The following is a 24373-nucleotide window of genomic DNA, read 5'->3' as shown; positions in this document are numbered from 1 at the left end:
GGAGAAATCGTGGCTTCAGCGGGAGTTACTGCCCGACGATCTGCGGCAGGCTGTTGAGGTCTTCGGCCGCGACGTCGAGGGTCGGCTCGGCCTCCTCGAGGGCCAGGCCGGACGTCAGGCTTTTCGCCTTCATCGGATCCATGCGGGCGAGGATCGGCGCCATCTTGCGCGGGTTCATGGCGCGCGCAACGCGCAGCAGCACCGGCATATCGAGCTGGTTGAAGATGGTCGCCGCTTCCTTGGGCTTCATCGTCTCGTACATGGCGACGATGCTGGTGAACTGCTCCTTCTCAGCAGACTTCTTCTCGTCGACCAGGGCATTGATCTTGGCCTCGATGGCCTTGAGCGTGGCGGTGCGCTCGTCCAGCCGCTTCTCGGCGGCCTGGACCAGCGCCATGCGCATATCGAGTTCCTTTTCGCGCGAGTCGAGGGCATCGCGGCGCTCGCCGAGCCGGCCCAGCAGGTCGGCCTCGCTACCGGCATCGACCGCCATCGGTGCCATCACGCCGGCGCTGTCCACCTCCATCGGCAGGGCGTCGCCGTGCTCGTTGACCGCGGCCGCGGGTGGGCATTCGAGGACGCCGGCATCGGCTGCCGGGGCGGCTTCTGCGGGCGGCTCCTGGCCGGCAGCTTCGGCGGGAGCGTCCGGCGGACAGGCGACTTCCACGGGGGCCGCGGCATGGTCCGCAGCAGCGGGCTCTTCAGTGGGTTCGGTGGCGGCTACTTCGGTACCGTGAGCGCCGCCCTCAGCCGCATCCTCGGGACCCAATGGCAGCACCGGCGCGCCGTCGTCGAGCGTCGGGCTGGTATCGGCCATCGTGGCGTCGGCTGGCAGCGCCATGGTCGGATCGGTGCCAGCTTCTGCCGTTGCCGCGCCACCGCTGTGCCCGCCACCAGCACCCCCGGCGGCAATCGCGCTGCCCGTGCCGGTCAGCACATAGCCGCCAGTCGTCACCAGCCCGATGCCCTTGAAGAGCAGGAGCGCGGTGGCGGCAGCTATGACGACCGGGAGCAGGCGCGGCGTCTTCATCAGGCTGCGTTGCCCCTGATCCGTGGGCGCATCGAGAGTTGCTGCAGCGCCGACTGCACCTTGTTGGGTTCATCGAGGCGATCGTCGAACGGCTGGGTGCCACGCGCGGCGCTTGTGATGCGGGCCAGCCGGTCCATGATCTGCTGGCCGGCACTGACATGGTTGGCGAGTTCGACCCCGAACCGCTCCGCCTCGCCCAACCGGCTTTCGAGCACCGTCTCGGCCTCCTGCGCTGTGTGCTTCAGCTCCTGGATCGCTGCGTTGGCGAGACCGGTGGCCTGCACCAGGTCGGCGACCATCTGCTTGAGCTCGCCGCGATCGGAGTGCAACCGCTTGAGGCGCTGGTTGAGGATCACGCAATATCCGATTGTCGTAGCCAGCAAAATCGTGACCAGCGTTTCGATCACGAGACCCAGTGGCAAACCGAACATCAGCGCCCCTCCCGTTTGTTTTCATCGATGGCCTCGAAGGCCGCCATCGTTACCTTCGGCCCGTTGAGCGGGCGCGACACGCGCACCGACACGTGGTTGCCGATATGCCCCATGATCGCTTCGGTGAGCTCGACATCGCCGCAGCGCAGACCGATCGGGTCGGAGGGCGTACGATCGAACATCACCGTGTCGCCCGGCTGCATCGTCAGCACCCGGCTCAGCGGCAGGTCCATTTCGTGGAGGATCGCGTCGACCTCGACGTCGGCAGCAAATATCTCGGTGGCGAGGTGGCCTTCCCAGATCGGATCGCGGCCGAACTTCTCGCCCATATACATCTGCAGCAACTGCTCGCGGATCGGCTCGATCGTCGCGTAGGGCAAGAGGATTTCGATCTTGCCGCCGCGATCGTCCATCTCGATGCGCAGTTCGATCAGGATCGCCGCATTGGCCGGGCGCGAGATAGCTGCGAAGCGCGGATTGGTCTCCAGCCGCTCGACCTTGAAGTTCACCTCGGTCACCGGCTCGAAGGCGCGGTGCGTGTCTTCGAGGATCACCTCGATCATCCGGCGGGCCAGCGCCATCTCGATGGTGGTGTACGGCCGGCCCTCGACGCGGATGGCGCCGCCGACCCGTCGACCGCCGAGCAGCACGTCGATCATCGAGTAGATCAGCGCCGAGTCGACGGTGAGCAGGCCATAGTTCTCCCATTCCTCCGCCTTGATCACCGAGAGGATCGCGGGCAGCGGGATGGAGTTGAGATAGTCGCCGAAACGCACCGAGGAGATCGAGTCGAGCGCGACTTCGACATTGTCGGAGGTGAAATTGCGGAGCGACGTCGTCGCCAGCCGGACCAGCCGGTCGAAGACGATTTCGAGCATCGGCAGGCGTTCGTAGCTGACCAGCGCCGAGTTGATGAGCGCCTGCACGCCGGTGAGTTCGGCGCCGCCGCCGGCATTGGGATCGAAACCGAGCAGGCTGTCGATCTCGTCCTGGTTCAGGACGCGATCGGCCGCGCCGGCATCGCCCTCGTTCTCGAGCATGGCCGCCCACTCGGCGCCCAGCTCGTCCTCGCCGCCTGCCGCAGGCGTCGCAGCCGAACTGCCGCCGTCGAGGCCCCAGTCGTCAGTGAGTTTGTCCTGCTCGCCCGGTCCGGCCATTACTGCACCAGGATTTCCTTGAAGAGGATCGAGTCGACCTGCGCCGGGAAGATCGCGATGTTGACGCGCCGGCGCAGCTCTTCCTTCAGCCGGTAGATGCCGGCCGAGCCTTCGAGATCGCTCTTGCGCAGTTCGCGCAGGTACACTTGGAAAGCGTCGACCACCTTGGCCATGCGCGGCTGGATCTCGGTCATCACCTCTTCATTGGCGACTTCGAGCGCCACGGTGAGCTTCATGAACTGCTCACGCTCGCCGTCGCCGCGCAGATTCACCGTCATGGTGGGCAGGTTGAAGATGAAGGTTTCGGGCACGGCCGCGAGGTGCGCCTCGGCGCTGGCATCCTTGGGGGCAGAGAACAGCAGGAAGTACGCAGCCGCACCGCCACCCAGCAGCACCACGGCCGCTACGATCATGGCGATCAGCATGATGGGCAGCTTCTTCTTTACGGGAGCGGCGACTTCGCCACCCTCGATATCGGCTTCAGCCGCCATGCCCCAAACCCCTGCCCCACCGAACGATTCCGGTCAGGATCGAGCTAATCGCCCGAGGGTTAACGATTAGTTACGAACTGACCCGAGGCGGCACAAATTGCCGGGCAGTTTTTGCCACACGTCGTGCCGGGTGGAGTGCTTTGCCGAGCTGGCTTTCAGGCTAACTTGTTGATTTTTCTAATGATCGCGACTTGGCATGGTTGCTGCACTGTTAACAGCGAGCCTGACGGCCTGGGGAGGTCGGACGGCTCTGGGACTTAACGGGGACTTGGCGCCATGGAAAATGCGCAGCTTATCGGCCTGTCGCGGCAGATTGCCTTGCAGCGGCAAATGGACGTGGTGGCGAACAACATCGCCAACATCAACACCACCGGCTTCAAATCCGAACAGCTGCTGTTCGAGGAATACCTGATGCCGGTCGCCAAGGACCGCGACTTCCCGACCCTCGACCAGCCGCTGAGCTACACCGAGGACTGGACCACCATCCACGACATGGCCGGTGGCGCCCTGGTGCAGACGGACAATCCGCTGGACGTGGCGCTGGACGGCGAAGGTTTCCTCGCCGTGGAGACCCCACAGGGCGAGCGCTACACCAAGTCCGGCTCTCTCGCGATCGATGCCACCGGCACACTGGTCGATCTCAACGGCAACCCGGTGCTCGGCAATGGCGGGCCGATCCAGTTCGCTGCCGGCGAGACCGACATCGCCATCGGCGAAGACGGCTCGATCTCGTCCAGCGCCGGCCAGAAGGGCCGCCTGCGCATCGTTGAGTTCGCCGACCCGCAGGCCACCGAGCGCGAAGGCAGCAACCTCTGGTCGGGCACCGATCCGATCGACGCGACTGCCACCCGCGTCCTGCAGGGCTCGATCGAAAAGTCCAACGTCAACGGCGTCGGCGAGATGACCGAGATGATCCGCGTGCAGCGCGCCTACGAGAGCGTCGCCTCGCTGATCTCCAAGCAAGACGACCAGCGCCGCACGGCGATCCAGAAACTCGGCACCCTCAACGGCTGATCGGAGCACATAAGATGAAAGCCCTCTACATCGCTTCGACCGGCATGGCTGCCCAGGAACGAAACGTCGAAATCATTTCCAACAACATCGCGAACATGCGCACCACCGGCTACAAGCGGGCGCGTGCGGAGTTCCAGGACCTGCTCTACCAGTCGCAGCGCCGCGCCGGCAGCTCGACCTCCGAGACGGGCACAATGGCGCCCGTCGGCATCGAGATCGGCTCGGGCGTCCGCACCGCTGCCACGCCGCGGGTGATGAGCCAGGGCACGGTGGCGCCGACCGAGAAGGAACTCGACGTCGCCATCCGCGGCGAGGGCTTCTTCGTGGTGCAGATGCCCGACGGCCGCACCGGCTACACCCGCGACGGCTCGTTCGAGCGCAGCCCGGAAGGCCAGCTGGTCAATGTCGACGGCTACGAGATCCAGCCCGGCATCACCATCCCGGGCAACGCCAACTCGGTCTCGATCAGCCCGGACGGCACCGTGGAAGTGTTCCTCGACAACGACACCACGCCGACCACCGTCGGCCAGCTGCAGCTGGCGCGCTTCGTCAACAAGGCGGGCCTTTCCTCTGCTGGCAACAACCTGTTCCTGGAAACCGCCTCGAGCGGCCCGGCGCAAGTCGGCACACCCAACCAGGACGGCATGGGCGACCTGCTGCAGGAATATCTCGAAAGCTCGAACGTCAACTCCGTCACCGAAATCGCCGACCTGATCGCCGCTCAGCGCGCCTACGAGATGAACGCCCGTGTCATCTCCGGTGCCGACGAGATGATGCAATCGGCAAGCCAGCTGCGCTGACTGGGAGAACCTAGATGCACAAGCTCATCCTCCCTGCCCTGATCTCCCTCCTCGCCAGCTCCACCGCCTTTGCGGCGCCGGTGCTCAAGGCGGAAGTCTCGGTCAACCATCCGGTCATCACCGTCGGCGACATGTTCGAGGACGCGGGGCTCTTCGCCGAGCGCGCGCTGTTCCGCGCGCCAGCACCGGGCACCACCGGCATCGTCAGCCTCGATGCCGTGCGTGCCGCGGCGGCCAAGGCGGGCGTCGGCGACTACAGCCAGGATGGCCTGCTCAATGTCCGCGTCGAGCGCCGCGCCGCGGTGGTCGATGCTACGACGCTCTCGGATCTCATCTCCGCCGACTTGGCACAGCGTGGGTTGCTGCCGGCCGGTGCCGAGCTTCACGCCCGCTTCGCCGATCCGGCGCTCAGCTTCAATGCCGAGGCAGTCGAAGCGCCGGTGACCCTGCTGGCGCTGCACTATCAGCCGGGCGCAGCGAGCTTTGTGGCCCGCTTCCAGATCGCCGGCGTCGAACTGCCGGTCGATGTATCAGGCAGCCTCGACATGCTGGTTGAGGTTCCGCACCTCGCCGCCTCGCTCAAGGCGGGCGCGGTACTCGGCCCCAACGATATCGAGATGAAGCGCGTGCCGCTGGACTACGCCGACCAGTCCGGCATCGAGAACCTCGACGACCTGATCGGCAAGCAGCTGCGCCGCAACTCGCGCGCCGGCGTGATGCTGAAGGCCGCCGACGTGACCGAGCCGCTGGCCGTGCACCGCAATACCCAGGTGACCGTGCTGCTGCGCACCGGTCCGATGACTCTCACGGTGGTCGGGCAGTCGCTAGCCGATGCCGTGGTCGGCCAGCCGGTGCAGGTGATGAACACCGTTACGCGCAAAATCCTCAACGGCGTCGCGACCGCCAACGGCGCGGTGGAGATCACCACCGCTGCCACGAAGCTTCAGGTCGCCGGGCTGTGATGGGCGAAAGGACAAACGAAATGAACCCGATGAAACTCTTCGCCGCTCTCGCCCTCACCGCGCTCCTCGCCGGGTGCTCGACCTTCGACCAGCTGGCTTTGGTGGGCGAGCAGCCGCGGCTGACCGCCATCGCCGATCCCACGGCACAGGCGGGCTACCGCCCGGTGCAGATGCCGATGCCGGAACCGGTGGTGGCCTCTTACCAGCCGAACTCGCTGTTCTCCAACGAAGCCCGCGGCTTCTTCAAGGACCAGCGCGCCCACAAGATCGGCGACATCCTGACGGTTATGGTCACCATCGACGACAGTGCCAAGATCTCCAACTCCACTGACCGCGAGCGTAACTCGTCATCGGAAGGCAGTGTCGGCGGTGTGCTGGGCTCGATCTTCGGCGGCAAGGTGCCGCTGGCCGATGTGCAGGCCTCGGGAAAGATCACGACATCGGGCGACATGGCCGACGGCGGCTCGGGCTCGGTGAACCGCAAGGAAAGCCTCGCCACCCAGGTCGCGGCGGTGGTGGTGCAGGTGCTGCCCAACGGCAACCTGGTGATCGAAGGCCGGCAGGAAGTGCGGGTGAATTTCGAGGTTCGCGAACTTATCGTCGCCGGTATCGTACGGCCGGAAGACATCCACGCCGACAACACCATTCCCTCGTCCAAGATCGCCGAAGCCCGCATCTCCTACGGCGGCCGCGGCCAGATCACTCAGGTGCAGCAGCCGCGCTACGGTCAGCAGATCGCCGACGCGATCCTGCCCTTCTAGTTCCCTTCCCCCCTCGCCGACCGCGCAATCCCCCATTGGTGCGATCGGCCCCGGCAGGTTCCAGAATAGAGCCCGCCATCAAGGGCGCAGTCTCCCCGGCTGCGCCCTTTCCCCATTCAAATGCAACGATCGTTTGGGCGTGACCTCTACGGTCCTATTCGCTACTCACTACTCGCCACTCGCATTTCGGAGACTCTGATGTCCGCCAATTCCGCCTTCTCCAAACTCGATGCCCTGAGCCGCAAGCTCGAAGCCATCGAGCACGCGCAGTCGATGCTGGGCGTCGACGAGGCGGTGATGATGCCGGTGGGCGGTGGCGAAAAGCGCGCCGAAACCATGGGAACGCTGGCGGGCATGTACCACGAGATGGCGACCGCGCCCGAGGTCGGCGACTGGCTGGGCGATGCCGAGGCCGAGCCGCTCGATGAGATGCAGACGCTCGCGATCCGTGAGTTCCGCCGCGTCCATACCAACATGACCTGCCTCTCGGCCGATTTCGTCCGCAAGCAAGTGAACGCCCGCATTCGCGCCGAGCAGCTCTGGCGCGAACTGCGGCCGACCGGCGACTGGGCGGGCTTTCTGCCGGCGTTCGAAGGGCTGGTGGCGACAGCGCGGGAAGAGGCGCAACTGCGCGCCGATGTACTGGGCCTGTCGCCTTACGACGCGCTGATGGAGCAGTACGACCCGGGCAACCGCGTTGCGGACGTGGCGCCGGTGTTCGCCGACCTCAAAACGTTCCTCAGGGATTTCGTCCCGGCCGCACTGGCGCATCAGGAAGAAAAACTGGCCAAGCGCCCGCTGAAGCCGCTGAACGCGCCGTTCGCCATAGATAAGCAGAAGGCCCTCGGCCTCGTGATGATGGAGGCCGTCGGCTTCGACTTCGAGCATGGCCGGCTGGACGTCTCGCACCACCCGTTCTGCGGCGGCGTGCCGACCGACATCCGCATGACCACCCGCTACACCGAGGCCGAGTTCCTTACCTCGCTGATGGGCATCCTGCACGAGACCGGGCACGGCCTCTACGAGCAGGGATTGCCGAAGGAATGGACGCACTGGCCGGTCGGCCGGGCGCGCGGCATGGCGATGCACGAGAGCCAGAGCCTGTTCGTCGAAAAGCAGATCGCCCGCTCGCCCGAGTTCTGGGAATGGGCCATGGCGCACGTGCGCGAGAAGCTCGGTGAGGAAGCGATTGCCGGCTGGGATCTGGAGGACGTGCTGGCGCATGTCCACTTCATCGAGCGCGGCCTAATCCGCGTCGACGCCGACGAGGCCACCTACCCGCTGCACGTCATCCTGCGCTTCGAGATGGAGCAGGACCTGATCGGCGGCAAGCTCGCGCCCAAGGATGTGCCGGAGGCCTGGGACGCCAAGATGCGTGAGTACCTGGGTCTCTCGACCATCGACAATATGAAGGATGGCCCGATGCAGGACGTGCACTGGCCGTCGGGCGCCATCGGCTATTTCCCGAGCTACACGCTGGGCGCCATCATCGCGGCACAGCTGTGGAGCGCCATCGAGCGCGACCAGCCCAGCGCCCGCGAGGACATGCGCAACGGCCGCTTCGTCGGCATCAACGACTGGCGGCGGGAGAAGATCTGGAGCCAGGCGAGCAAGTACTCGACCCCGGACCTGCTGCAGCGCGCGACCGGCGAGAAACTGAACTCCAAGCACTTCCAGGAGCACCTGACGCGCCGCTATCTGGGCTGATCGGGAGGACGGCTATGGCCAAGGATCGACAATCGGTCCTGCAGCCTCTGCAGCACGGCACATTCCGGAATATCTGGATCGCCAACCTCGTCTCGAGCTTCGGCGCCCTGATCCAGGGCGTCGGCGCGGCCTGGATGATGACGGCGCTGACCAACTCGGTTGATCTGGTGGCGCTGGTGCAGGCTTCGACCTCGCTGCCGATCATGCTGTTCTCGCTGCTCGGCGGGGCCATTGCCGACAACTTCCCGCGCCGCCGGGTGATGCTGGCGGCGCAGTTCTTCATGCTGGCGGTGTCGGCGCTGCTGACCATCACCGCGCTGATGGGGCTGATCACCCCGTGGCTGCTGCTGACCTTCACCTTCCTCATCGGCTGCGGCACGGCCATGAACAACCCCTCCTGGCAAGCCTCGGTGGGCGACCTGGTGCCGCGCTCCAGCGTCGGCTCGGCGGTGGCGCTCAACTCCATCGGCTTCAACCTGTCGCGTAGCCTCGGCCCGGCGGTCGGCGGCATCATCGTGGCCGTCGCAGGAGCGGCAGCGGCGTTTGCGGTGAACCTCTTCAGCTATCTCGGGCTGCTGTTTGTGCTGTTGCGCTGGAAGCCGGCACCGACCCCGGCCGGCCTGCCCCGTGAGGCGGTTGGCGCGGCGATGTTTGCCGGCGTTCGCTACATGGCGCTGTCGCCGCAGATGGGAAAGGTGCTGGTCCGCAGCTTCATCTTCGGCCTCACCGCCAGCTCGGTGCTGGCGCTGCTGCCGGTGGTGGCGAGCCAGATCCAGGACGGCGGCCCGCTGGTCTACGGTCTGCTGCTTGGCGCCTTCGGCCTTGGCGCCGTGGGCGGCGCGCTGGTCAGCGCCCGGCTGGCAGAGCAGTTCTCCAGCGAAGCGATTGTCCGCCTGGCATTCCTCGGCTTTGCCGCCTGCGCTGCGACCACCGGGCTCAGCCCCTCTCCCTGGTTGACGGGCGTTGCCCTGCTGCTCGGCGGCGCTTGCTGGGTGCTGGCGCTGACCCTGTTCAACGTGACGGTGCAACTCTCGACGCCGCGTTGGGTGGTGGGGCGTTCGCTGTCGCTGTACCAGACGGCGACCTTTGCCGGCCTCGCGGCTGGTAGTTGGCTGTGGGGTCTCGCCGGCGAGGAGTTCGGCGTGAGCACCGCCCTTCTGGCCTCGGCGATCGCCCTGGTGGTCGGCGCTGCTGTCGGGCTGGTGCTGGCAATTCCGCCGCGCGTTATGCTCGACCTCGATCCGGCGAACCGCTGGCAGGAGCCGCAGATCAGCCTGCCGATCGAGCCGCGCTCCGGTCCGATCGTCATCAGCATCGAGTACAAGATCCGGCCGCAGGACGTGCGTGAATTCCTGCGCGTGATGGCGGACCGGAAGCGGGTGCGGATGCGCGATGGCGCTCGCGAATGGGTGCTGCGCCGCGATCTCAGCCAGACTGACGTCTGGATCGAGAGCTACAAAAGCCCGACCTGGACCGAGTATGCGCGGCACAACCAACGCCTCACGCACGCCGATGAGGTGATCGGCGAGCAGTTGCGCAACCTGCATCAGGGGCCGGAACGCCCGGTGGTGCGGCGGATGATCGAGCGCCCGCCCAACTGGTTCGCGGCAATCGCCGCCAACCGCACCATCGATCCGCCCTGAGGTTGACATCCGGGCCGACGTACCTATTTTCCGGCCATCCGCAACTCAACAGGCTGGTGCCCGATGGACGACCGACTGACCGATCAAAACACCCTGATCCGTCACCCGGAGTCCAACTATGCCCGGTTCTATTTCGCTCAAAGCAGTGAGCTACAAGACGCCTAGTGGCGTCACTCTCTTCTCAGACCTCGACCTCTCGTTCGGCCCCGTCCGTACCGGCCTGATCGGCCGCAACGGCACCGGCAAGACCACGCTGCTCAAGCTGCTGGTTGGCGAACTCGCGCCGTCGCGCGGCGAGATTGTCGTGTCGGGCACGCTCGGCGTGCTGCGGCAAGCGGTACAGCGCTCGGACGCCAGCGTCGCCGAGGCCCTTGGTTGTGCCGAACAACTGGCACGGCTCGACCGGCTGGAGGCCGGCGCCGGTACGGTGGATGATGCCGCCGAGGCCGATTGGCTGCTGCCCTCGCGCATCGAGGCGGAGCTTGCCGAAGTCGGCCTGCCGCCGCTGACGCTCGACCGCTCGATTGCGACACTCAGCGGTGGGCAGCACACGCGGCTGTCTCTGGCCGCCTTGCTGCTTGACCAGCCGGACATGCTGCTGCTCGACGAGCCGACCAACAATCTCGATCGTGACGGGCGAGCTGCGGTGGCAGAGCTGCTGCGGAGCTGGCGCGGCGGCGCGATCGTCGTCAGCCACGACCGGGCTTTGTTGAGGGAGATGGACGCGATTGTCGAACTGACGACGCTCGGCGCCCGCACCTATGGCGGCAACTGGGACCTCTATCGTGAGCGGAAGGACGCCGAACTAGCGGCAGCGGAGCATGGCCTCGCCACAGCGGGTCGCACGCTTGGCGAACTGGACCGCAAGACGCAGATGATGCGCGAGCGCAAAGCCAAGAAGGACGGAGCCGGCGCCCGAAAGGCAGCCAAAGGCGATATCCCGCGGATCATGCTGGGCGGCATGAAAGACAACTCGGAAAAGACCGGCGGCGAACAGGCCAAGCTCAGCGAACGCCGTCGCGCCTCGGCCAGCAGCGCGCTGGTCGCCGCCAAGTTGGAGATCGAAGTGCTGCAGCCGATGGCGGTGAAGCTGGAGCCGAGCGGCCTCTCGAACGGCACGACCGTGCTGCAGCTCGACCGGCTAACCGGCGGTCCGGTGCTCGAGGCTCCGCTGATCCGCGATCTCAGCCTTGCGATCACCGGGCCCGAGCGCGTTGCGATCACTGGGCCGAATGGGTCGGGAAAAACGAGCCTGCTGCGGCTGATCACCGGTGCGCTTGCGCCGGTGAGTGGCGCGGTGCGGATCGCCCGGCGGCACGCCCTGCTCGACCAGGAGGTGAGCCTGCTCGATCCGGGCCAAACCATCCGCGAAAACTATCTGCGGCTGAACCCGGACGATGCCGAGAACGCTGCGCGCGCCGCCCTTGCCCGATTCATGTTCCGGGCCGATGCGGCACTGAAGCCGGTGAGCCAGCTGAGCGGCGGCGAGATGCTGCGCGCGGGGTTGGCCTGCACCCTCGGCAGCGGACGTCCGCCCGAGCTGCTGATCCTCGACGAGCCGACCAATCATCTCGACATCCACGCCATCGAGGCGGTGGAGGCCGGGCTGAGCGCGTACGACGGCGCCCTGCTGGTGGTGAGCCATGATCGCGATTTCCTCGGGGCGATCGGAATCCAGCGCGAAGTGGCGCTCGGCTAAGTGACGGTCAAGAATTTATCCAACCAGTTTACAAATATGACTGTGCGGGCCTATCGTTAGCCATCCGGCGGTGGAGTTCTAAGGAGCCGCCGGGCCATAACAATAGAGGGGAGGACTGCGATGCGTCGTGCGTCGACTATGACTGCTGCCCTGTTGGGCACGCTTCTGCTCTCAACTGCCGTCGTTTCGGCCGCCGATATCAAGATCGGCTTCCTGCCGGGCGTGGTCGACCCATTCTACCAAGTGATGCAACTTGGCGTCGAAGCCGCGGCCAAGGACCTCGGTGTCGAAGTCGTCACCCAGGTGCCGCCGACCTGGGGCGTCGAGGCGCAGACCCCGATCCTCGATGCGCTGGTCGCCCGCGGCGACCTCAACTACATCATCACCGCGCCAACTGATAAGGACCAGATGGTGGCGCCGCTGCAGGCAGCGCTCGATGCCGGCATCAAGATCATCACCGTGGACACCTTCCTCGGTGATGGCGACTACGCCAACGGCCCGGTGAAGTTCCCGATCAGCTATATCGGCTCGGACAACGTCGAAGGCGGCCGCATCTCGGCCCGCGGCCTCGCCAAGGCGATCGGCGGCAAGGGCACGGTCTACATCAACTCCACCAACCCCAACGTCTCGTCGGTCGAAGGCCGCGAGCAAGGCTTTGCCGAGGTGATGAAGAACGAGTTCCCCGACATCAAGGTGCTGGGGCCCGACTACAACCTCGACGACCAGAACAAGGCCGCGCAGCAGACCGCTGCCGTGATCGAGCAGAACCCCGACCTCGCCGGCGTTTTCGGCACGAACGTGTTCAGCGCCGGTGGCGCTGGCAATGCGGTGGTGAATGCCGGGCTCGGCGGGCATGTGCAGGTTGTGGCCTACGACGCGACGGCCGAGGCCATCGAGCTCATGGGCAAGGGTGTGGTGTCGCTGGTGCTGGCACAGAAGCCATTCGACATGGGCTACATGGCCGTGCAGTTCGCGGTTGCCGATGCAGCGGGCGTGACCAGCTTGCCCAAGCGCGTCGAGACCGGTTTCGCGATCCTCGACAAGGACAACGTCACCGATCCGAACTTCTCGCGCTTCATCTACAAGACCGGCAACTGACGGTACCCCAGCCTAGCCGTGCCGAGGACGCTGCGGCGCCCTCGGCATAACCTGTCGTTTCGAGCGTTTTCGGGGGCCACGTGGCGGACACCAAGGCAATGGCGGGTTTCGAGGAGCCAACCCTCTCGGCCGGCAAGCGCTTCATCCTGATGGCGAGCCGGCTCTGGGCGTGGGTCTTCCTCGCCCTGATGATCCTGTTCTTCATCGTCGCGGTGCCGCTGTTCGGCGGGGCAACATTCCTTTCCGTTCGCAATAGCCAGAACATTCTCGTCGCTATCGTGCCGGTGCTGCTGCTCGGGCTGGGCCAGACCTTCGTCATCATTTCCGCCGGCATCGACCTCAGCGTCGGCTGGGTGATGAGCCTTGCCTCGGTCCTGTCGGCCCATGCGATCCGCGCCTCGTACAATGCCGGCGTGCCTTTGTTCCTGTCGGTGGTGCTCGGCTTCATCGCGGCGGTCGGCGGTGCGGCGGTGGTCGGGCTCTGCAACGGGCTGATCATCGCCAAGCTTAAGGTGCCGGCCTTCATCGTCACGCTCGGCACCTCGTTCATCGTCCGGGGCATGGCGCTGCTGTTTTCCGAGAACACCACGGTCATCGGCCTGCCCGCCGAAATCCGCGACTACGGCAACGAGTCGCTGTTCTACTGGGTGCGTGGCGAGGGCGGCGGCTTCTACGTGCTCGACAGGCCCGAGGTCACCGGCGAACTGTTGCGCCAGATGGACCGCATCCTCCCCTGGCCGGTGGTGATCACCGCGATCGTGGTGATGCTCTGCATTTTCCTGCTCCGCCGCACCCAGTTCGGGCGTCACACCTACGCCATTGGCGGCAACATGCAGGCGGCTTTGCGCACCGGCATCCCGGTCGATCGCCATATCATCAAGCTCTACATGCTGAGCTCGGCCACCGCCGGCGTCGCCGGGTTCCTTTCGACGCTGCGGTTCACCGCCGGCTCGGCGGTGATCGGCGACGCACTGCTCCTGAGCTCCATTGCCGCGGTGATCATAGGCGGCGTCAGCCTATTCGGCGGCGCCGGCTCGATCATCGGCACCGTGATCGGCGCGCTGATCATCGCAGTGCTGACTACCGGTCTGGTGATGCTCAACGTGCCGGCGTTCTGGCAATTCATCGTCGTCGGCGCGGTGGTGATCATCGCGGTGCTGATCGACCAGTCGCGCGACCTGATCCTCGGCCGCCGGGGAGGCCGCTCATGACCGAGCCCGTCCTCTCGATCCGCAACATGGTGAAGCGCTTTGGCGGCCTCACCGCCGTCAACGACGTCAGCCTCGACATCAATCCCGGCGAGGTGGTGGCGTTGCTGGGCGACAACGGCGCCGGCAAGTCGACGCTGATCAAGTGCGTCTCGGGCGTGCATCTGGCCGACGGAGGCGAGATCCGCTTCGAGGGCAAGCCCGTGAGCTTCCCCCGCCCGATCGACGCACGGCGCGTGGGCATCGAGACGATCTACCAGGACCTGGCGCTGGCCAACAATCTCGACGTTCCGGCCAACATCTTCCTCGGCCGCGAGATGAAGCACCGCTATCTGGGCGGCCTCATCAGCACGCTGAACGACAGGCAGATGCTGGTCGAGGCCGAAGGCAGCCTTGCGGCGCTCGACATCCACTTCCCCAGCCTGACCCAGCCGATCGAGAGCCTCTCCGGCGGCCAGCGCCAGGCGGTGGCGATCGCCCGAGCCATCTACTGGAAGGCGCGCCTGATGATCATGGACGAGCCGACCAATAACCTGGGCGTGCCCGAGCAGCACAAGGTGCTTGAGCTGATCCGACGCCTCCGCGACCAGGGTGTCCCGGTGATCCTCATCACCCACACCATGCCGGACGTGTTCGCAGTCGCCGACCGCATCGTGGTGATGCATCGGGGGCGCAAGGTAACCGAGAAACGGACCGGCGAGACCAATGCGTCCGAGCTGGTGCAGTACATGGTGGGGGCTCTGGACGACACGCCGCGCGCCGCTGTCGCCTAGGGCGTTGGCACCACTTCGGTGGGCGCGTCCGTGTGCTGCGGGTCGATTCGCTCGATCTTGATGCCGCTGAAGCCGTAGAACATGGTGATCAGCGGGCTCGCGATGTTGAACAGGCAGAACGGTAGGTAGACCAGCGTTGGCACCCCCAGTACGGCGGCCATGTAGGCGCCGCACGAGTTCCATGGAATCAGTGGCGAGGTGACGCTGCCGCCATCGGCCACCGCACGCGACAGGTTGGTCGGCGCCAGGCCGCGCTTCCTGAACTCGGCCCGGAAGATACGCGCCGGGAGCACGACGGCGACATACTGGTCGCCCGCCACGACATTGAGCCCGAAGGCGGTGCCGACCACAGTGGAGACCAGTGAGCCGGTGCTGCGGGCCCGCATCAGCACCGGGGTCACCAGCTTCAGCAGCAGGCCGAACTCGTCGAGTAGCGTGCCGTAGACCAGTGCGCCGAGGATCAGCCAGATGGTGAACAGCATGCTCGCCATGCCGCCGCGCGACAGCAGGCCGTCGACCACCTCGATGCCGGAATTGGCCCGGAAGCCGGACGACATCGCCTCCCAAGCCGCCTTCATGAATGCAGCGGGGAGCGGCAGTGAGGGCTCGTTGACGAAGCGCAGCACCGCCTCGACCTGCAGGAATGGGGCCAGCGCCGCGGCGCACAACGCCGACCCGGTGATGGCGAGCGATGGCGGCACGCGTAGGATCGACAGCACCACCAGCAGCACTAGCGGCAGGAGGCTGAGCGGCGTGATGTTGAACAGGTGCGAAAGCGCCGACAGCTCGGAGGCGATAACGCTGTCGCCTGCGCCACTGGAACTGTCCGCCCAGCCGAGGATGCTGAAGCCAAGCACCGCGATGACCAGCGCAGGTACCGATGTCCAGATTTGCGCCCGCAGGTGGTCGTAGATCGTCGTGCCGGTGAGCTGCGCGGCGAGAATGGCGGTCTCCGACAGCGGGGAGAGCTTCTCGCCGACATATGCGCCGGAAATCACGGCGCCGGCCGTGATGGCGGGCGACACGCCCGCGAGGACCGACAACCCGACGAGCCCCACCCCAATCGTGCCGGCGGTGGTCCATGAACTTCCGATGCCCATGGCAATGGCGGCGCAGACCAGCACCGAAGCGAGATAGAACCAGTCGGCGTTGATCACCTGGATGCCATAGTACACCAGCGTCGGGATGGTGCCGGACATGTTCCAGGTGCCGATCAGCGCCCCGACGGCGAACAGGATGAAGATCGCGCTGACCACCGAGGAGACGCCCTTCCGTCCGGCCTCGGCCACCTCCTCCCAGCTATGGCCGTTCTTCATGACAATGAACGAGGTGAACATCGCGGCGAGGATGATGGCGACCTGCAGCGGCCCATCTGTTGCATCGAGCCCGAACAGCATGACGGCGCCGGCAATCAGCACCGCCAGCACCACGAGTGGGGCCAAGGCGTCGAAATAGGAGGGTTCGCGGATCTGTCGCGGCGCGGCGGGCTGCTTGCTCAACGTCGCCCCCTCACCTGCCTCGGGGTGGCCAAGCTCTCTGGGCAGCCTGCTGCGGGCCATATCGGCTCTCCGCGTAAACGCGCCATCAGTAATCTCAGGCATTGACTAAGCTTCCGCTCGCCGCGCTCGTCCATGTGTCATCAAATGAATCTCAACAATTTGACGACTAGCTTCAGTCATTTTGAACCGATAAGGTCAGTTATCGTACTTCATATCGCCGTCACTTGATATCAACAACGACATAGAGCTAGCCGACAACTCTCCATCATCTTTGTACGGGAGCGTACATTGCGCAATCTCCTCACGTTGCTTGTTTCCGCATGCTTCGCGCTGACGCCGGTGCTGCCAGCACCGTCAGTTGCGCAGGAGCCCTTCGTCATCGTCCCCGATCATCCACAGGGCGTGCCAGTCAACGGCTGCTACCGGGCCAACCAGACACTGTTCGGCCCCTACCAGTTCAACTTCTGCCTGACCCGGCCGGGCTCCTACACTGTGCGTGGTGGAGGCGTCCGCTGCGACGGCCGGCTGACCTGGCGCGCCAATGGTCGGGACATCCACGCCGACATCCAGCGCGCATCGTGCGGCGGTGGCGTTGCGTGGGAGCGCGCGACGATGGATTGCCGGCCGGCCGGCCGCATCTTCGGACGGATCGGCTCGCTCTTGATCCAGTCGCTGCGCTGCACCTATCGCCCCAGCGTCCGCTTCAAGGGACCGCGGGTCTTCACCGCCAGCCGCATGTGAGGAGATCGAAATGCTGAAAGTACTGTTCCTGGCGGCCGTTATGGTCGCCGGCCTGGGGGCGTTCACCCAGGCATCTGCCCAGGAGACATTCGTCATCGTCCCGGACAATCCGGGTGGCGGCAGCGGCGTCGGCAACGCCGTAGCGACTGCCAATGTGAATGTCCGGCGCGGGCCAGGAACCAGCTACGCCGTCGTCGACGTGCTACGCAGCGGCCAGAGCGTGCGGGTGAGCAACTGCACTGGCGGCTGGTGCTGGGTCAATCACGGCGGTCCCAGCGGCTGGGTATCGCAGAACTTCCTCTCGCGCACCGGTGGCGGCGGTGATAGCGGTGGTGGCTCGGCCATCGGCCGCGGCGCGTGCTTCTACGAGAACGTCCGCTTCCGCGGCCGCAGCTTCTGTGTCCGGCCCGGTGACAGCAACAGCAATCTCGGCGTCTGGAACAACCGCATTTCCTCGATCAGCATCCGCGGCTTCATGACCGTGCAGGTGTGCGAGGATCGCAACTTCCGCCGCTGCGAGGCCTTCAATCGTGATGTCGCTAACCTGCCCTGGTGGCTGGATAGCAACATCTCGTCCTTCCGCGCTTTCCACTAGGCGAGCGCCGACGAAGATCCCGGCCGGGGCCGGGATCTGTAGGTGGTTCAGTTGGCGCTGAGCGTTTGATGCAGCGCTTCGGCGAACTGCGGTGCCTGCGGACCGAAGCCCATGTGGTCGCCTGGGAACGGCACCGGCGCCACGCTCAGCTTGCGGGCCAAGGCCAACCCCATCTCCTCGATCGGCTGTCCCTTTGACATCTCGCCGATGGCAACGACGATCGGCGGATCGCCGCTGCGGAGCGTGTCGACCTCCGGGCGATACAGCGACAGCGGCATCAGGCCGTGCGCCAGCCGGTACTCGAAATTGCCGCTGACCCGGGCAAAGGTCTCGACCTCTTCCGGCGGCATCGCGAACTCGGGAGGCGCGTCGTCCATGTTAGCGGACGCGTCGAGGCCATTGTCGGCGAAGAACTTGCCCATCGCGGCGTCGACGCCATCACGCTTGTAGGTAGCGTAGAGGTCCTGATCGACGGCCATCGCCTCGGTCGGATCATCGAGCAGCATCACCGTCGGCGGCTCATGCGCGACCAGCGCCTTCACCAGCTTCGGATAGCGCGCCGTGAGGTTCAGCCCGATCTGCGCGCCGCCGCTGGTGCCGAACACATAGGCCGAGCCACCGCCAACCACCTCGATCAGCCGCGCCGCATCATCGGCCTGCTCGTCCATCGACAGGGCCTTCACCTCGCCGTCGAATGTACTGCGCGAGTTGCCGCGCGGATCGTATGCGACGACGGTGTAGTGGTCGGCGAGGTGCTTCGAGAGCTCCGCGAACACCCCAGCATCCTGCGGACCGCCGGCGATGATGAGCAGCATCGGGCCGGTTCCCTGCACCTCGTAGTAGAGGGTGGCGCCGGGAACCTTGAGCGTGGCTGACCTGGTCGACTGGGTCATGGTGACGTCTCCTGTGGATTGCACATCGGAATGAGGTTTGATCGTGGTCTGCGCCAGGACCGGCGGCGCTGCGGGGGCCACCGAGCCTGCTACTGCGACGGCCAGCATGAAGCTTCTGTTTGGCATCCAACTCTCCGCTTCTGATCGGCGCCCCGTCTGCCGGCAGGTCGCCAGCTAGAACTGGACCGTCCAGTTCTGTCTATTGTCAGAAACTAGACTGTCCAGTACTGTGCGGTCAATCCGGGCTGTGGGACGTTTTGGAAGTGGGCGATGGGATCTGAGGTGACCGACCAAGCGACGGACGCGGAAAGCGACGGGCGCTCCGCCCGCAAACGGCGGGCGATCCTCGATGCGGCAACCGAGGTGTTCCTGAAGAGCGGCTACCTCGGCACCAACATGGATGAGATCGCGGCGCTCTCAGCGGTATCCAAGCAGACCGTCTACAAACATTTCTCCAGCAAGGAGGCGCTGTTCATCGAGATCGTCAGCGGCATGACGACCGGCGCGGGCGACCTGGTGCACAACGATGTCGAACAGCTCCCCGAAGGCGACGACCTTGCGGCCTATCTGGTCGAATACGCCCTGCGGCAACTCACGGTTGTACTGACGCCCCGGATCATGCAGTTGCGGCGCCTGGTGATCGGCGAGGTAACGCGTTTTCCCGAACTGGCAAAGGTGCTGTACGAGCGCGGACCGGCGCGGGCCATGGCGATGCTTGCCTCGGTCTTTCAGGGCCTTGCCCAACGCGGCCTGCTGAAGATCGACGACCCCGCGACCGCCGCTTCCCACTTCAACTGGCTGATCATGTCGGCACCGCTGAACCAGGCCATGCTGCTCGGCGACGCTGCAATACCCTCGCCAGCGGAACTCAGACGCAATGCCGAGGCCGGTGTCCGCGTATTTCTGGCCGCCTACGGCAACCCTGGGAGATGAGTCGGACGCCCCGGTATGTGGCACGCTGCGTGTGCGGCCAGGTGGAGGTCGAGATGAGCGGCGCGCCGGTCATCAGCGTCGTCTGCCATTGCGACGACTGCCAGACCGGCTCCCGCATGATCGAGGCCCTACCCGGCGCGCCCGCGATTCTGGATGCCGGCTCTGGCACGCCCTACGCACTCTACCGCAACGATCGCATCCGATGCACAAAGGGCGCGGAGCTTCTGGAGAGCTACAAGCTCAAGCCAAGCTCGACCACGAGCCGCATGGTGGCCAGTTGCTGCAACTCCGCCATGCTCGTGCAACTGGCCCCGATCCTGCACTGGACGCCGATCTATCGCGACCGGTTCGCGGCTGAAGCTCCGCCGCTGGAGATGCGAATCAACACCAGGTTCACGCCCGATGACGTCGCGCTGCCCGCGGACATGCCGAGCGTCAGCGGCGTGCCATTCACGTTCGTGGCCCGGCTGGTCGCCGCCAAGATCGGCATGCTGCTCGGCCGCTGACTGAGCGGTCTGTGCAACCGGCTGAAAGCCAAAACAAGAAGGCCCGCATCGCTGCGGGCCTTGCTTATCACTCGTCGCGGTACACCTTCTCGCGCCGCTCGTGCATTTCCTGGGCTTCCAGGGAGAGCGTGGCGATCGGCCGGGCGTCGAGCCTGGCGATACCAATCGGATCGCCGGTTTCTTCGCAGTAGCCGTAGGTGTTGTCCTCGATCCGCTTGAGCGCCGCGTCGATCTTTGAAATCAGCTTACGCTGCCGATCGCGGGTGCGGAGCTCAAGGGCACGATCGCTCTCCGAGGAGGCGCGGTCGGCCATGTCCGGATGGTTCTGGCTTTCTTCCTGCAGGTTCTCGAGCGTTTCGCGGCTTTCTGCGAGGATCTCGCTCTTCCACCGCTCCAGCTTCTGCCGGAAGTACTCCCGCTGCCGCGGGTTCATAAATGGTTCGTCCTGAGTAGGTCGGTATTCAAGAACTTCAGTCGACATTCTGACTCGATTCCAAAACGCCCCTAATGGCGGGCCTTATAGTGGCGTAAGGGTATGTTCTGCAAGCGTTCAAAAGCTTGGTGATTAACACGTGAGCAGGTAGTTCCCGACTGTGTCAGGCGAGGTACAGTCCGCGTTTGGCCAGCTCGACGCGGGCCCTGAGCTCGATATCGTCGAGCAGCGCGTCCAATCCGGGCTCGCTCTGCTCCCGCGCCTGGGTCAACACAGCCATGAGCTGGTTGAGGCGCCCCTCAGCCATCCGGCCGACCAGCAGGTCGCTGCGCAGCCCCTCGAGCGTATCGATCAGCTGAGCGCCGCGGCGAACCACTTTCTTGCGCTTCAGCAGCGGATCCTCGACCGCCTGCAGCGCCAACAGGGCGTCAAGCGACGTGGCGGCGGCGATCGTGGCGGTGGGACGAGCTTCCTGCGCCTGCGGCCCCTGCCCGATCTCGAACGCCGCGCCGGACGAACTGCGACCGGCCGCTGAGCGCCCCGCCACATTACCTACCCACGCATTGTTTTCGATCCGCACCGGACTCACCCGTCTCGTCGCCTGCCCGGCAAAATCTGCCGTCAGCGGTTAAGCAAACGTTAACCCGCCCGGCAGGACTTGCCGACCTGGCCTCCACCGGCACTCTGGTTTTCTGTTTTTATGTGCAATTTCAATACACTAGTTCCAACGAGCAAACTTGGCACGGTTCTCGCAACACCACTGGCAATCACGGCGCATGGGGATGTGCCGCACTTTCGGGGACTGCCAGATGGCTAAAATCAATCTCAAGCGCGCATTGCTCGGCCTGATGACCGCAGTGCTGCTCGTGCCGCAGCCGAGCGTTACCTACGCCGCCGCAGCCCGCATCAAGGACGTCGTCAACATCGAGGGCGTGCGCGACAACCAGCTGGTCGGTTATGGCCTGGTCGTAGGCCTCAACGGTACCGGCGACGGCCTCAACAACTCGCCTTTCACCAAGCAGAGCCTGCAGGCGATGCTGGAACGGCTGGGCGTCAACACCCGCGGCGAGAACATGCGAACCGCCAACGTCGCCGCTGTGATGGTGACGGCCAACCTCTCGGCCTTCTCCACCCAGGGCTCGCGGCTCGACGTCAACGTCGCCGCTCTCGGCGACGCCAAGAGCCTGCAGGGCGGCACACTGCTGGTAACTCCGCTGCTCGGGGCCGATGGCGAGGTTTACGCAATCGCCCAGGGCTCGGTGACCATCAACGGCTTCTCGGCCGAAGGCGACGCCGCTTCGGTGGTGTCGGGCGTCCCGACGACCGGTCGCATTTCCTCGGGCGGCCTGATCGAGCGCGAAATCGGCTTCGTACTCGGCGCGCAACGCACGCTGCGGCTGGCGCTCCGCAACCCCGACCTCACCACCTCGCGGCGCATCGCCCTCGCCATCAACGACTTCATCGGCGTGCCCTGCGCGACGCCTGAGGATCCGGCGACCATCCGGCTTAACCTGCCCCGCAACTTCAACGGCAACATTGTCGACCTGCTCACCGATATCGAGCAGTTGGTGATCGAAACCGACCTGCCCGCGAAGATTGTCATCGACGAGAACTCCGGCATCATCGTCATGGGCAAGGATGTGCGGGTCTCGACCGTCGCGGTGGCGCAATCGAACCTCACGGTGACCATCGCCGAGAGCCCGACGGTGGTGCAGCCCAATCCGCTGAGCCTGGGGCAGACCGCAGTCGAGCCGCGCACCGACCTCTCCGTAAACACCAGTGAGACCAAACTCGCGGTGGTGCCGGAATCGGTCAGCCTCCAGCAACTGGTCGACGGCCTCAACGCTCTAGGCATCAGCCCGCGCGATCTCATCGCCATCTTGCAGGCAGTGAAGGCCTCCGGCGCGCTGCAGGCCGAGATCGAGGTGCTCTGATGCTGAGTTCCGCCTCTGGCCTCGGCTACGCCAGCCAAAGCAAGACGACCACACTCTCGCCTGCCCAGGTTGGACATCTTCGCGAGCAGGCAAAGGACCTTGAAGGTGTTTTCCTCAACACTTTGATGAAGGAAATGTTCTCCTCGCTGAAGACCGACGAAAGCGCCATGGGCGGCGGCTTCGCCGAGGAGACATGGCGCGGCATGCAGGCCGAACAGATGGCCGACGTGCTGGCCCGCTCGGGTGGTGTGGGCCTCGCCGATGCCCTGCTGCCGGACCTCATCGCGGCGCAGGAAGCCGCGCAGAACTCGATCCCCAAGAACACGACGCCAACAAAAATCAGTGGAGCGCTGTAAATGATGAATGCTGCTGCCGAACGCCTCGCGGCTCTCGACTCTCTGCCCGCCGCGGAACTCTGCGGGCTCGCCATGGAAACGCTCGAGAGCCTGGTCGTGGTGCTGAACCAGGAAACCACCCTGCTCCGCGCCGGCCGCGCCAAGGATGCCGGCGAGCTGACTGCCGAGAAGACCCGGCTGGCGCAGGACTACATGGGCTTTGCCCGATCGGTGCAGCGCCAGGGGCCGCGGCTCCGGGCCGAGGCGCCGGAACTGGTGGAGGCGCTGCTCGGCGGCCATGACAAGCTAGCGATGCAGATGGCGGAAAACCTGCGCGTCATCGCCACGGCACGCTCCGTCACCGAGGACCTGCTCACAGACGTGGCCAAGGCGATGAGCGCCAAAGCACGCCCCAAGACCTACGGCGCCAACGGCGAGATCGCCGGCCAGCCGCCGCAGATCGCCAGCGGCGTGTCGATCAACCGGGCCCTTTGATCGCTACAGTTTTCTGAAAATTGTCCCGAGCCGCGAAAGCGGGACGAAAGCCGGGACCGGCATGCTTCCCAGCTAGTTGATAATTGGGAATGCCGGTCATGAGCGCCAGAATAGCGCCCGAACCGATCAGCACGGGACTCGGAGCTGTCGCGGACTATCGTTCGCGCTCGCTGCTGGGCGATTCCCGCGCCGGTTCTGACCAGCCCGACACCCCTCCCCCGCCGCCCTCGCAGAACAGCCTCGCGTCTTTGCTGCCGCCGCTGCCTGCGCCGCCACCGCCGCCGGGATCCGCGTTCGCAGCCGCACTGCTCTCAGGGCAGTTGCCGCCCAAGCCGACAAGCGACCGCGAGATCATCCTGCGGCTGGGCAGCGCCGACCTGCCCGCCCAGGGCTCGCTCGCGCTCCACGACCGACGGGTCTGACCGACCTCGATTCTGCCCCGCCGCATCTCGATTCCCTAACTCCGGGCCGGCGCGGCGATGCTGGGCAGGAATTGCCGTGGCGTCGCTTTTATCAGACAGACCAAGGCTTTACGTGTGACACAGCCGTGTCATGGAACACAAAATTAACTGCGTCAGGAAGCATCTCGTTAACCATTCTTAAGCCGGCCGAGGCTACGATCAGCTCAATCTCAGGACGAGATTATCGATTTAGCCAGAAGGGATTTCACCCATGCCGGAAGTTAACCTGTCAAAGGCGGTTCGCTCGAACCTCCTGAGCCTCCAGTCCACCGCTGCCTCCATGGCCAAGACGCAGGAGCGTCTCGCCACCGGCCTCAAGGTGAACACTGCGCTCGACAATCCGACCAACTTCTTCACTGCCGCGTCGCTGAATAGTCGTGCGTCCGACATGGCAAACCTGCTGGACTCGATGTCTAACGGCATCAAGACCATCGAAGCCGCCGACAACGGCGTGACTTCGATCACCAAGACCGTCGAGTCGATGCAGTCGGCCCTGCGTCAGGCGCGCCAGGACAAGTCGTTCAAGACCATGTCCTATGCGCTCGATGCGACCGCGATCGGCACCACCACTGCCAAGACGATCTCGTTCGAGGGCGGCGCCGTCGGCACTGCACCGGTCAGCATCAACCTGAACACCACCGGCGCCGGCTCTGCCGCTACCGCTGGTACCTTCACCTCGACCGCCAACTTCGCGGCCGTGACCTTCACCGACGCAGCCGACGATATCTCATTCGATATCGCCGTCGACGGCGGTGCCGCGACGACCGTCACCAT

Annotated in this window: 27 protein-coding genes; 19 read left to right on the top strand and 8 right to left on the bottom strand. The window is 65.3% G+C overall.

What is annotated here, in order from left to right; genetic code table 11:
* Positions 1 to 25: 25 nt before the first annotated feature.
* Genes AC1DV8_RS11725 through AC1DV8_RS11710 form a run of 4 tightly spaced genes read right to left on the bottom strand, consistent with a single transcriptional unit; the run spans position 26 to position 3109 of the window.
* The gene (locus tag AC1DV8_RS11725) at positions 26 to 1030 is read right to left on the bottom strand and encodes a MotE family protein (protein ID WP_477157585.1); all 1005 of its coding nucleotides are present in this window, start codon (positions 1028 to 1030) and stop codon (positions 26 to 28) included.
* Positions 1030 to 1461 (bottom strand): DUF6468 domain-containing protein, encoded by a 432-nt coding sequence (locus AC1DV8_RS11720; protein ID WP_477149612.1) that lies wholly within the window; start codon positions 1459 to 1461, stop codon positions 1030 to 1032. Before AC1DV8_RS11720 ends, AC1DV8_RS11725 begins: the two co-directional genes overlap by 1 nt.
* Positions 1461 to 2618 (bottom strand): flagellar motor switch protein FliM, encoded by a 1158-nt coding sequence (gene fliM / locus AC1DV8_RS11715; protein ID WP_477157584.1) that lies wholly within the window; start codon positions 2616 to 2618, stop codon positions 1461 to 1463. Before fliM ends, AC1DV8_RS11720 begins: the two co-directional genes overlap by 1 nt.
* The gene (locus tag AC1DV8_RS11710) at positions 2618 to 3109 is read right to left on the bottom strand and encodes a flagellar basal body-associated FliL family protein (RefSeq protein ID WP_477157583.1); all 492 of its coding nucleotides are present in this window, start codon (positions 3107 to 3109) and stop codon (positions 2618 to 2620) included. Before AC1DV8_RS11710 ends, fliM begins: the two co-directional genes overlap by 1 nt.
* A 276-nt stretch (positions 3110 to 3385) precedes the next feature.
* Here AC1DV8_RS11710 and flgF point away from each other — a divergent pair, with 276 nt between their 5' ends.
* The 10 genes from flgF (at position 3386) to AC1DV8_RS11660 (ending at position 14774) form a co-directional block, all read left to right on the top strand.
* Positions 3386 to 4123, top strand: a complete 738-nt coding sequence (flgF, locus tag AC1DV8_RS11705) for a flagellar basal-body rod protein FlgF (protein WP_477157582.1) — start codon at positions 3386 to 3388, stop codon at positions 4121 to 4123.
* A 14-nt stretch (positions 4124 to 4137) separates the two neighbouring features.
* Positions 4138 to 4923: a flagellar basal-body rod protein FlgG gene (flgG, locus tag AC1DV8_RS11700; RefSeq protein ID WP_477157581.1), complete on the top strand. Its 786-nt coding sequence runs from the start codon at positions 4138 to 4140 to the stop codon at positions 4921 to 4923.
* A 14-nt stretch (positions 4924 to 4937) separates the two neighbouring features.
* Positions 4938 to 5885, top strand: coding sequence for a flagellar basal body P-ring formation chaperone FlgA (flgA, locus tag AC1DV8_RS11695; protein WP_477157580.1), 948 nt, complete (start codon positions 4938 to 4940; stop codon positions 5883 to 5885).
* A 20-nt stretch (positions 5886 to 5905) separates the two neighbouring features.
* Positions 5906 to 6646, top strand: a complete 741-nt coding sequence (flgH, locus tag AC1DV8_RS11690; protein ID WP_477157579.1) for a flagellar basal body L-ring protein FlgH — start codon at positions 5906 to 5908, stop codon at positions 6644 to 6646.
* 198 nt (positions 6647 to 6844) lie between these two features.
* On the top strand, positions 6845 to 8353 hold the full coding sequence (locus AC1DV8_RS11685; RefSeq protein WP_477157578.1) for a carboxypeptidase M32: 1509 nt from the start codon (positions 6845 to 6847) through the stop codon (positions 8351 to 8353).
* A 14-nt stretch (positions 8354 to 8367) separates the two neighbouring features.
* On the top strand, positions 8368 to 9996 hold the full coding sequence (locus tag AC1DV8_RS11680) for an MFS transporter (RefSeq protein WP_477149620.1): 1629 nt from the start codon (positions 8368 to 8370) through the stop codon (positions 9994 to 9996).
* A gap of 118 nt (positions 9997 to 10114) precedes the next feature.
* A complete protein-coding gene (locus AC1DV8_RS11675) occupies positions 10115 to 11695 on the top strand; it encodes an ABC-F family ATP-binding cassette domain-containing protein (protein ID WP_477149621.1) in 1581 nt (526 codons plus the stop codon).
* 120 nt (positions 11696 to 11815) lie between these two features.
* Entirely contained in the window at positions 11816 to 12793 is a 978-nt protein-coding gene (locus AC1DV8_RS11670; RefSeq protein WP_477149622.1) for an ABC transporter substrate-binding protein, read from the top strand.
* Positions 12794 to 12873: 80 nt separating this feature from the next.
* Positions 12874 to 14004 (top strand): ABC transporter permease, encoded by a 1131-nt coding sequence (locus AC1DV8_RS11665; RefSeq protein WP_477149623.1) that lies wholly within the window; start codon positions 12874 to 12876, stop codon positions 14002 to 14004.
* The gene (locus tag AC1DV8_RS11660) at positions 14001 to 14774 is read left to right on the top strand and encodes an ATP-binding cassette domain-containing protein (RefSeq protein WP_477157577.1); all 774 of its coding nucleotides are present in this window, start codon (positions 14001 to 14003) and stop codon (positions 14772 to 14774) included. Before AC1DV8_RS11665 ends, AC1DV8_RS11660 begins: the two co-directional genes overlap by 4 nt.
* On the opposite strand, the gene AC1DV8_RS11655 is transcribed toward AC1DV8_RS11660, so the two are convergent.
* Positions 14771 to 16333: a Na+/H+ antiporter NhaC family protein gene (locus AC1DV8_RS11655; RefSeq protein WP_477157576.1), complete on the bottom strand. Its 1563-nt coding sequence runs from the start codon at positions 16331 to 16333 to the stop codon at positions 14771 to 14773. The two genes, AC1DV8_RS11660 and AC1DV8_RS11655, sit on opposite strands and share 4 nt — an antisense overlap.
* A 228-nt stretch (positions 16334 to 16561) precedes the next feature.
* On the opposite strand from AC1DV8_RS11655, the gene AC1DV8_RS11650 reads away from it, so the two are divergent.
* The gene (locus AC1DV8_RS11650; protein ID WP_477157575.1) at positions 16562 to 17014 is read left to right on the top strand and encodes a hypothetical protein; all 453 of its coding nucleotides are present in this window, start codon (positions 16562 to 16564) and stop codon (positions 17012 to 17014) included.
* 10 nt (positions 17015 to 17024) lie between these two features.
* Positions 17025 to 17609, top strand: a complete 585-nt coding sequence (locus AC1DV8_RS11645) for an SH3 domain-containing protein (protein WP_477157574.1) — start codon at positions 17025 to 17027, stop codon at positions 17607 to 17609.
* 47 nt (positions 17610 to 17656) lie between these two features.
* Here the strand turns inward: AC1DV8_RS11645 and AC1DV8_RS11640 are convergent, their stop codons facing one another.
* The gene (locus tag AC1DV8_RS11640; RefSeq protein ID WP_477157573.1) at positions 17657 to 18628 is read right to left on the bottom strand and encodes an alpha/beta hydrolase; all 972 of its coding nucleotides are present in this window, start codon (positions 18626 to 18628) and stop codon (positions 17657 to 17659) included.
* A 156-nt stretch (positions 18629 to 18784) separates the two neighbouring features.
* Here AC1DV8_RS11640 and AC1DV8_RS11635 point away from each other — a divergent pair, with 156 nt between their 5' ends.
* Both AC1DV8_RS11635 and AC1DV8_RS11630 read left to right on the top strand, forming a co-directional pair.
* Positions 18785 to 19435: a TetR/AcrR family transcriptional regulator gene (locus AC1DV8_RS11635; protein ID WP_477157572.1), complete on the top strand. Its 651-nt coding sequence runs from the start codon at positions 18785 to 18787 to the stop codon at positions 19433 to 19435.
* Positions 19432 to 19941, top strand: a complete 510-nt coding sequence (locus AC1DV8_RS11630) for a GFA family protein (RefSeq protein ID WP_477157571.1) — start codon at positions 19432 to 19434, stop codon at positions 19939 to 19941. The genes AC1DV8_RS11635 and AC1DV8_RS11630 overlap by 4 nt, the downstream gene beginning before the upstream one ends.
* Positions 19942 to 20008: 67 nt before the next feature.
* Here the strand turns inward: AC1DV8_RS11630 and dksA are convergent, their stop codons facing one another.
* Positions 20009 to 20422 (bottom strand): RNA polymerase-binding protein DksA, encoded by a 414-nt coding sequence (gene dksA, locus AC1DV8_RS11625; RefSeq protein WP_055882371.1) that lies wholly within the window; start codon positions 20420 to 20422, stop codon positions 20009 to 20011.
* A 115-nt stretch (positions 20423 to 20537) separates the two neighbouring features.
* On the bottom strand, positions 20538 to 20954 hold the full coding sequence (locus AC1DV8_RS11620; protein WP_477157570.1) for a flagellar assembly protein FliX: 417 nt from the start codon (positions 20952 to 20954) through the stop codon (positions 20538 to 20540).
* Between the two features lie 268 nt (positions 20955 to 21222).
* Between AC1DV8_RS11620 and AC1DV8_RS11615 the strand changes: the two genes are divergently transcribed.
* From AC1DV8_RS11615 to AC1DV8_RS11595, 5 genes are all read left to right on the top strand, one after another.
* Entirely contained in the window at positions 21223 to 22308 is a 1086-nt protein-coding gene (locus AC1DV8_RS11615) for a flagellar basal body P-ring protein FlgI (protein WP_477149745.1), read from the top strand.
* Positions 22308 to 22664, top strand: a complete 357-nt coding sequence (locus AC1DV8_RS11610) for a rod-binding protein (RefSeq protein WP_477157569.1) — start codon at positions 22308 to 22310, stop codon at positions 22662 to 22664. Before AC1DV8_RS11615 ends, AC1DV8_RS11610 begins: the two co-directional genes overlap by 1 nt.
* Positions 22665 to 23138, top strand: a complete 474-nt coding sequence (locus AC1DV8_RS11605) for a hypothetical protein (protein ID WP_477157568.1) — start codon at positions 22665 to 22667, stop codon at positions 23136 to 23138. It abuts the gene before it with no gap.
* A 98-nt stretch (positions 23139 to 23236) separates the two neighbouring features.
* Complete coding sequence (locus tag AC1DV8_RS11600; RefSeq protein WP_477149634.1) at positions 23237 to 23560, top strand: hypothetical protein; 324 nt, start codon at positions 23237 to 23239, stop codon at positions 23558 to 23560.
* 250 nt (positions 23561 to 23810) lie between these two features.
* Positions 23811 to 24373 (top strand): flagellin N-terminal helical domain-containing protein (locus tag AC1DV8_RS11595; protein ID WP_477157567.1); only part of this gene is annotated, 563 nt, incomplete at its 3' end.

This window comes from Devosia sp. P3_B2 (assembly GCF_056402875.1).
Note: the sequence above shows the minus strand (reverse complement) of the source record. Positions and strands in the feature narration are given on the sequence as shown.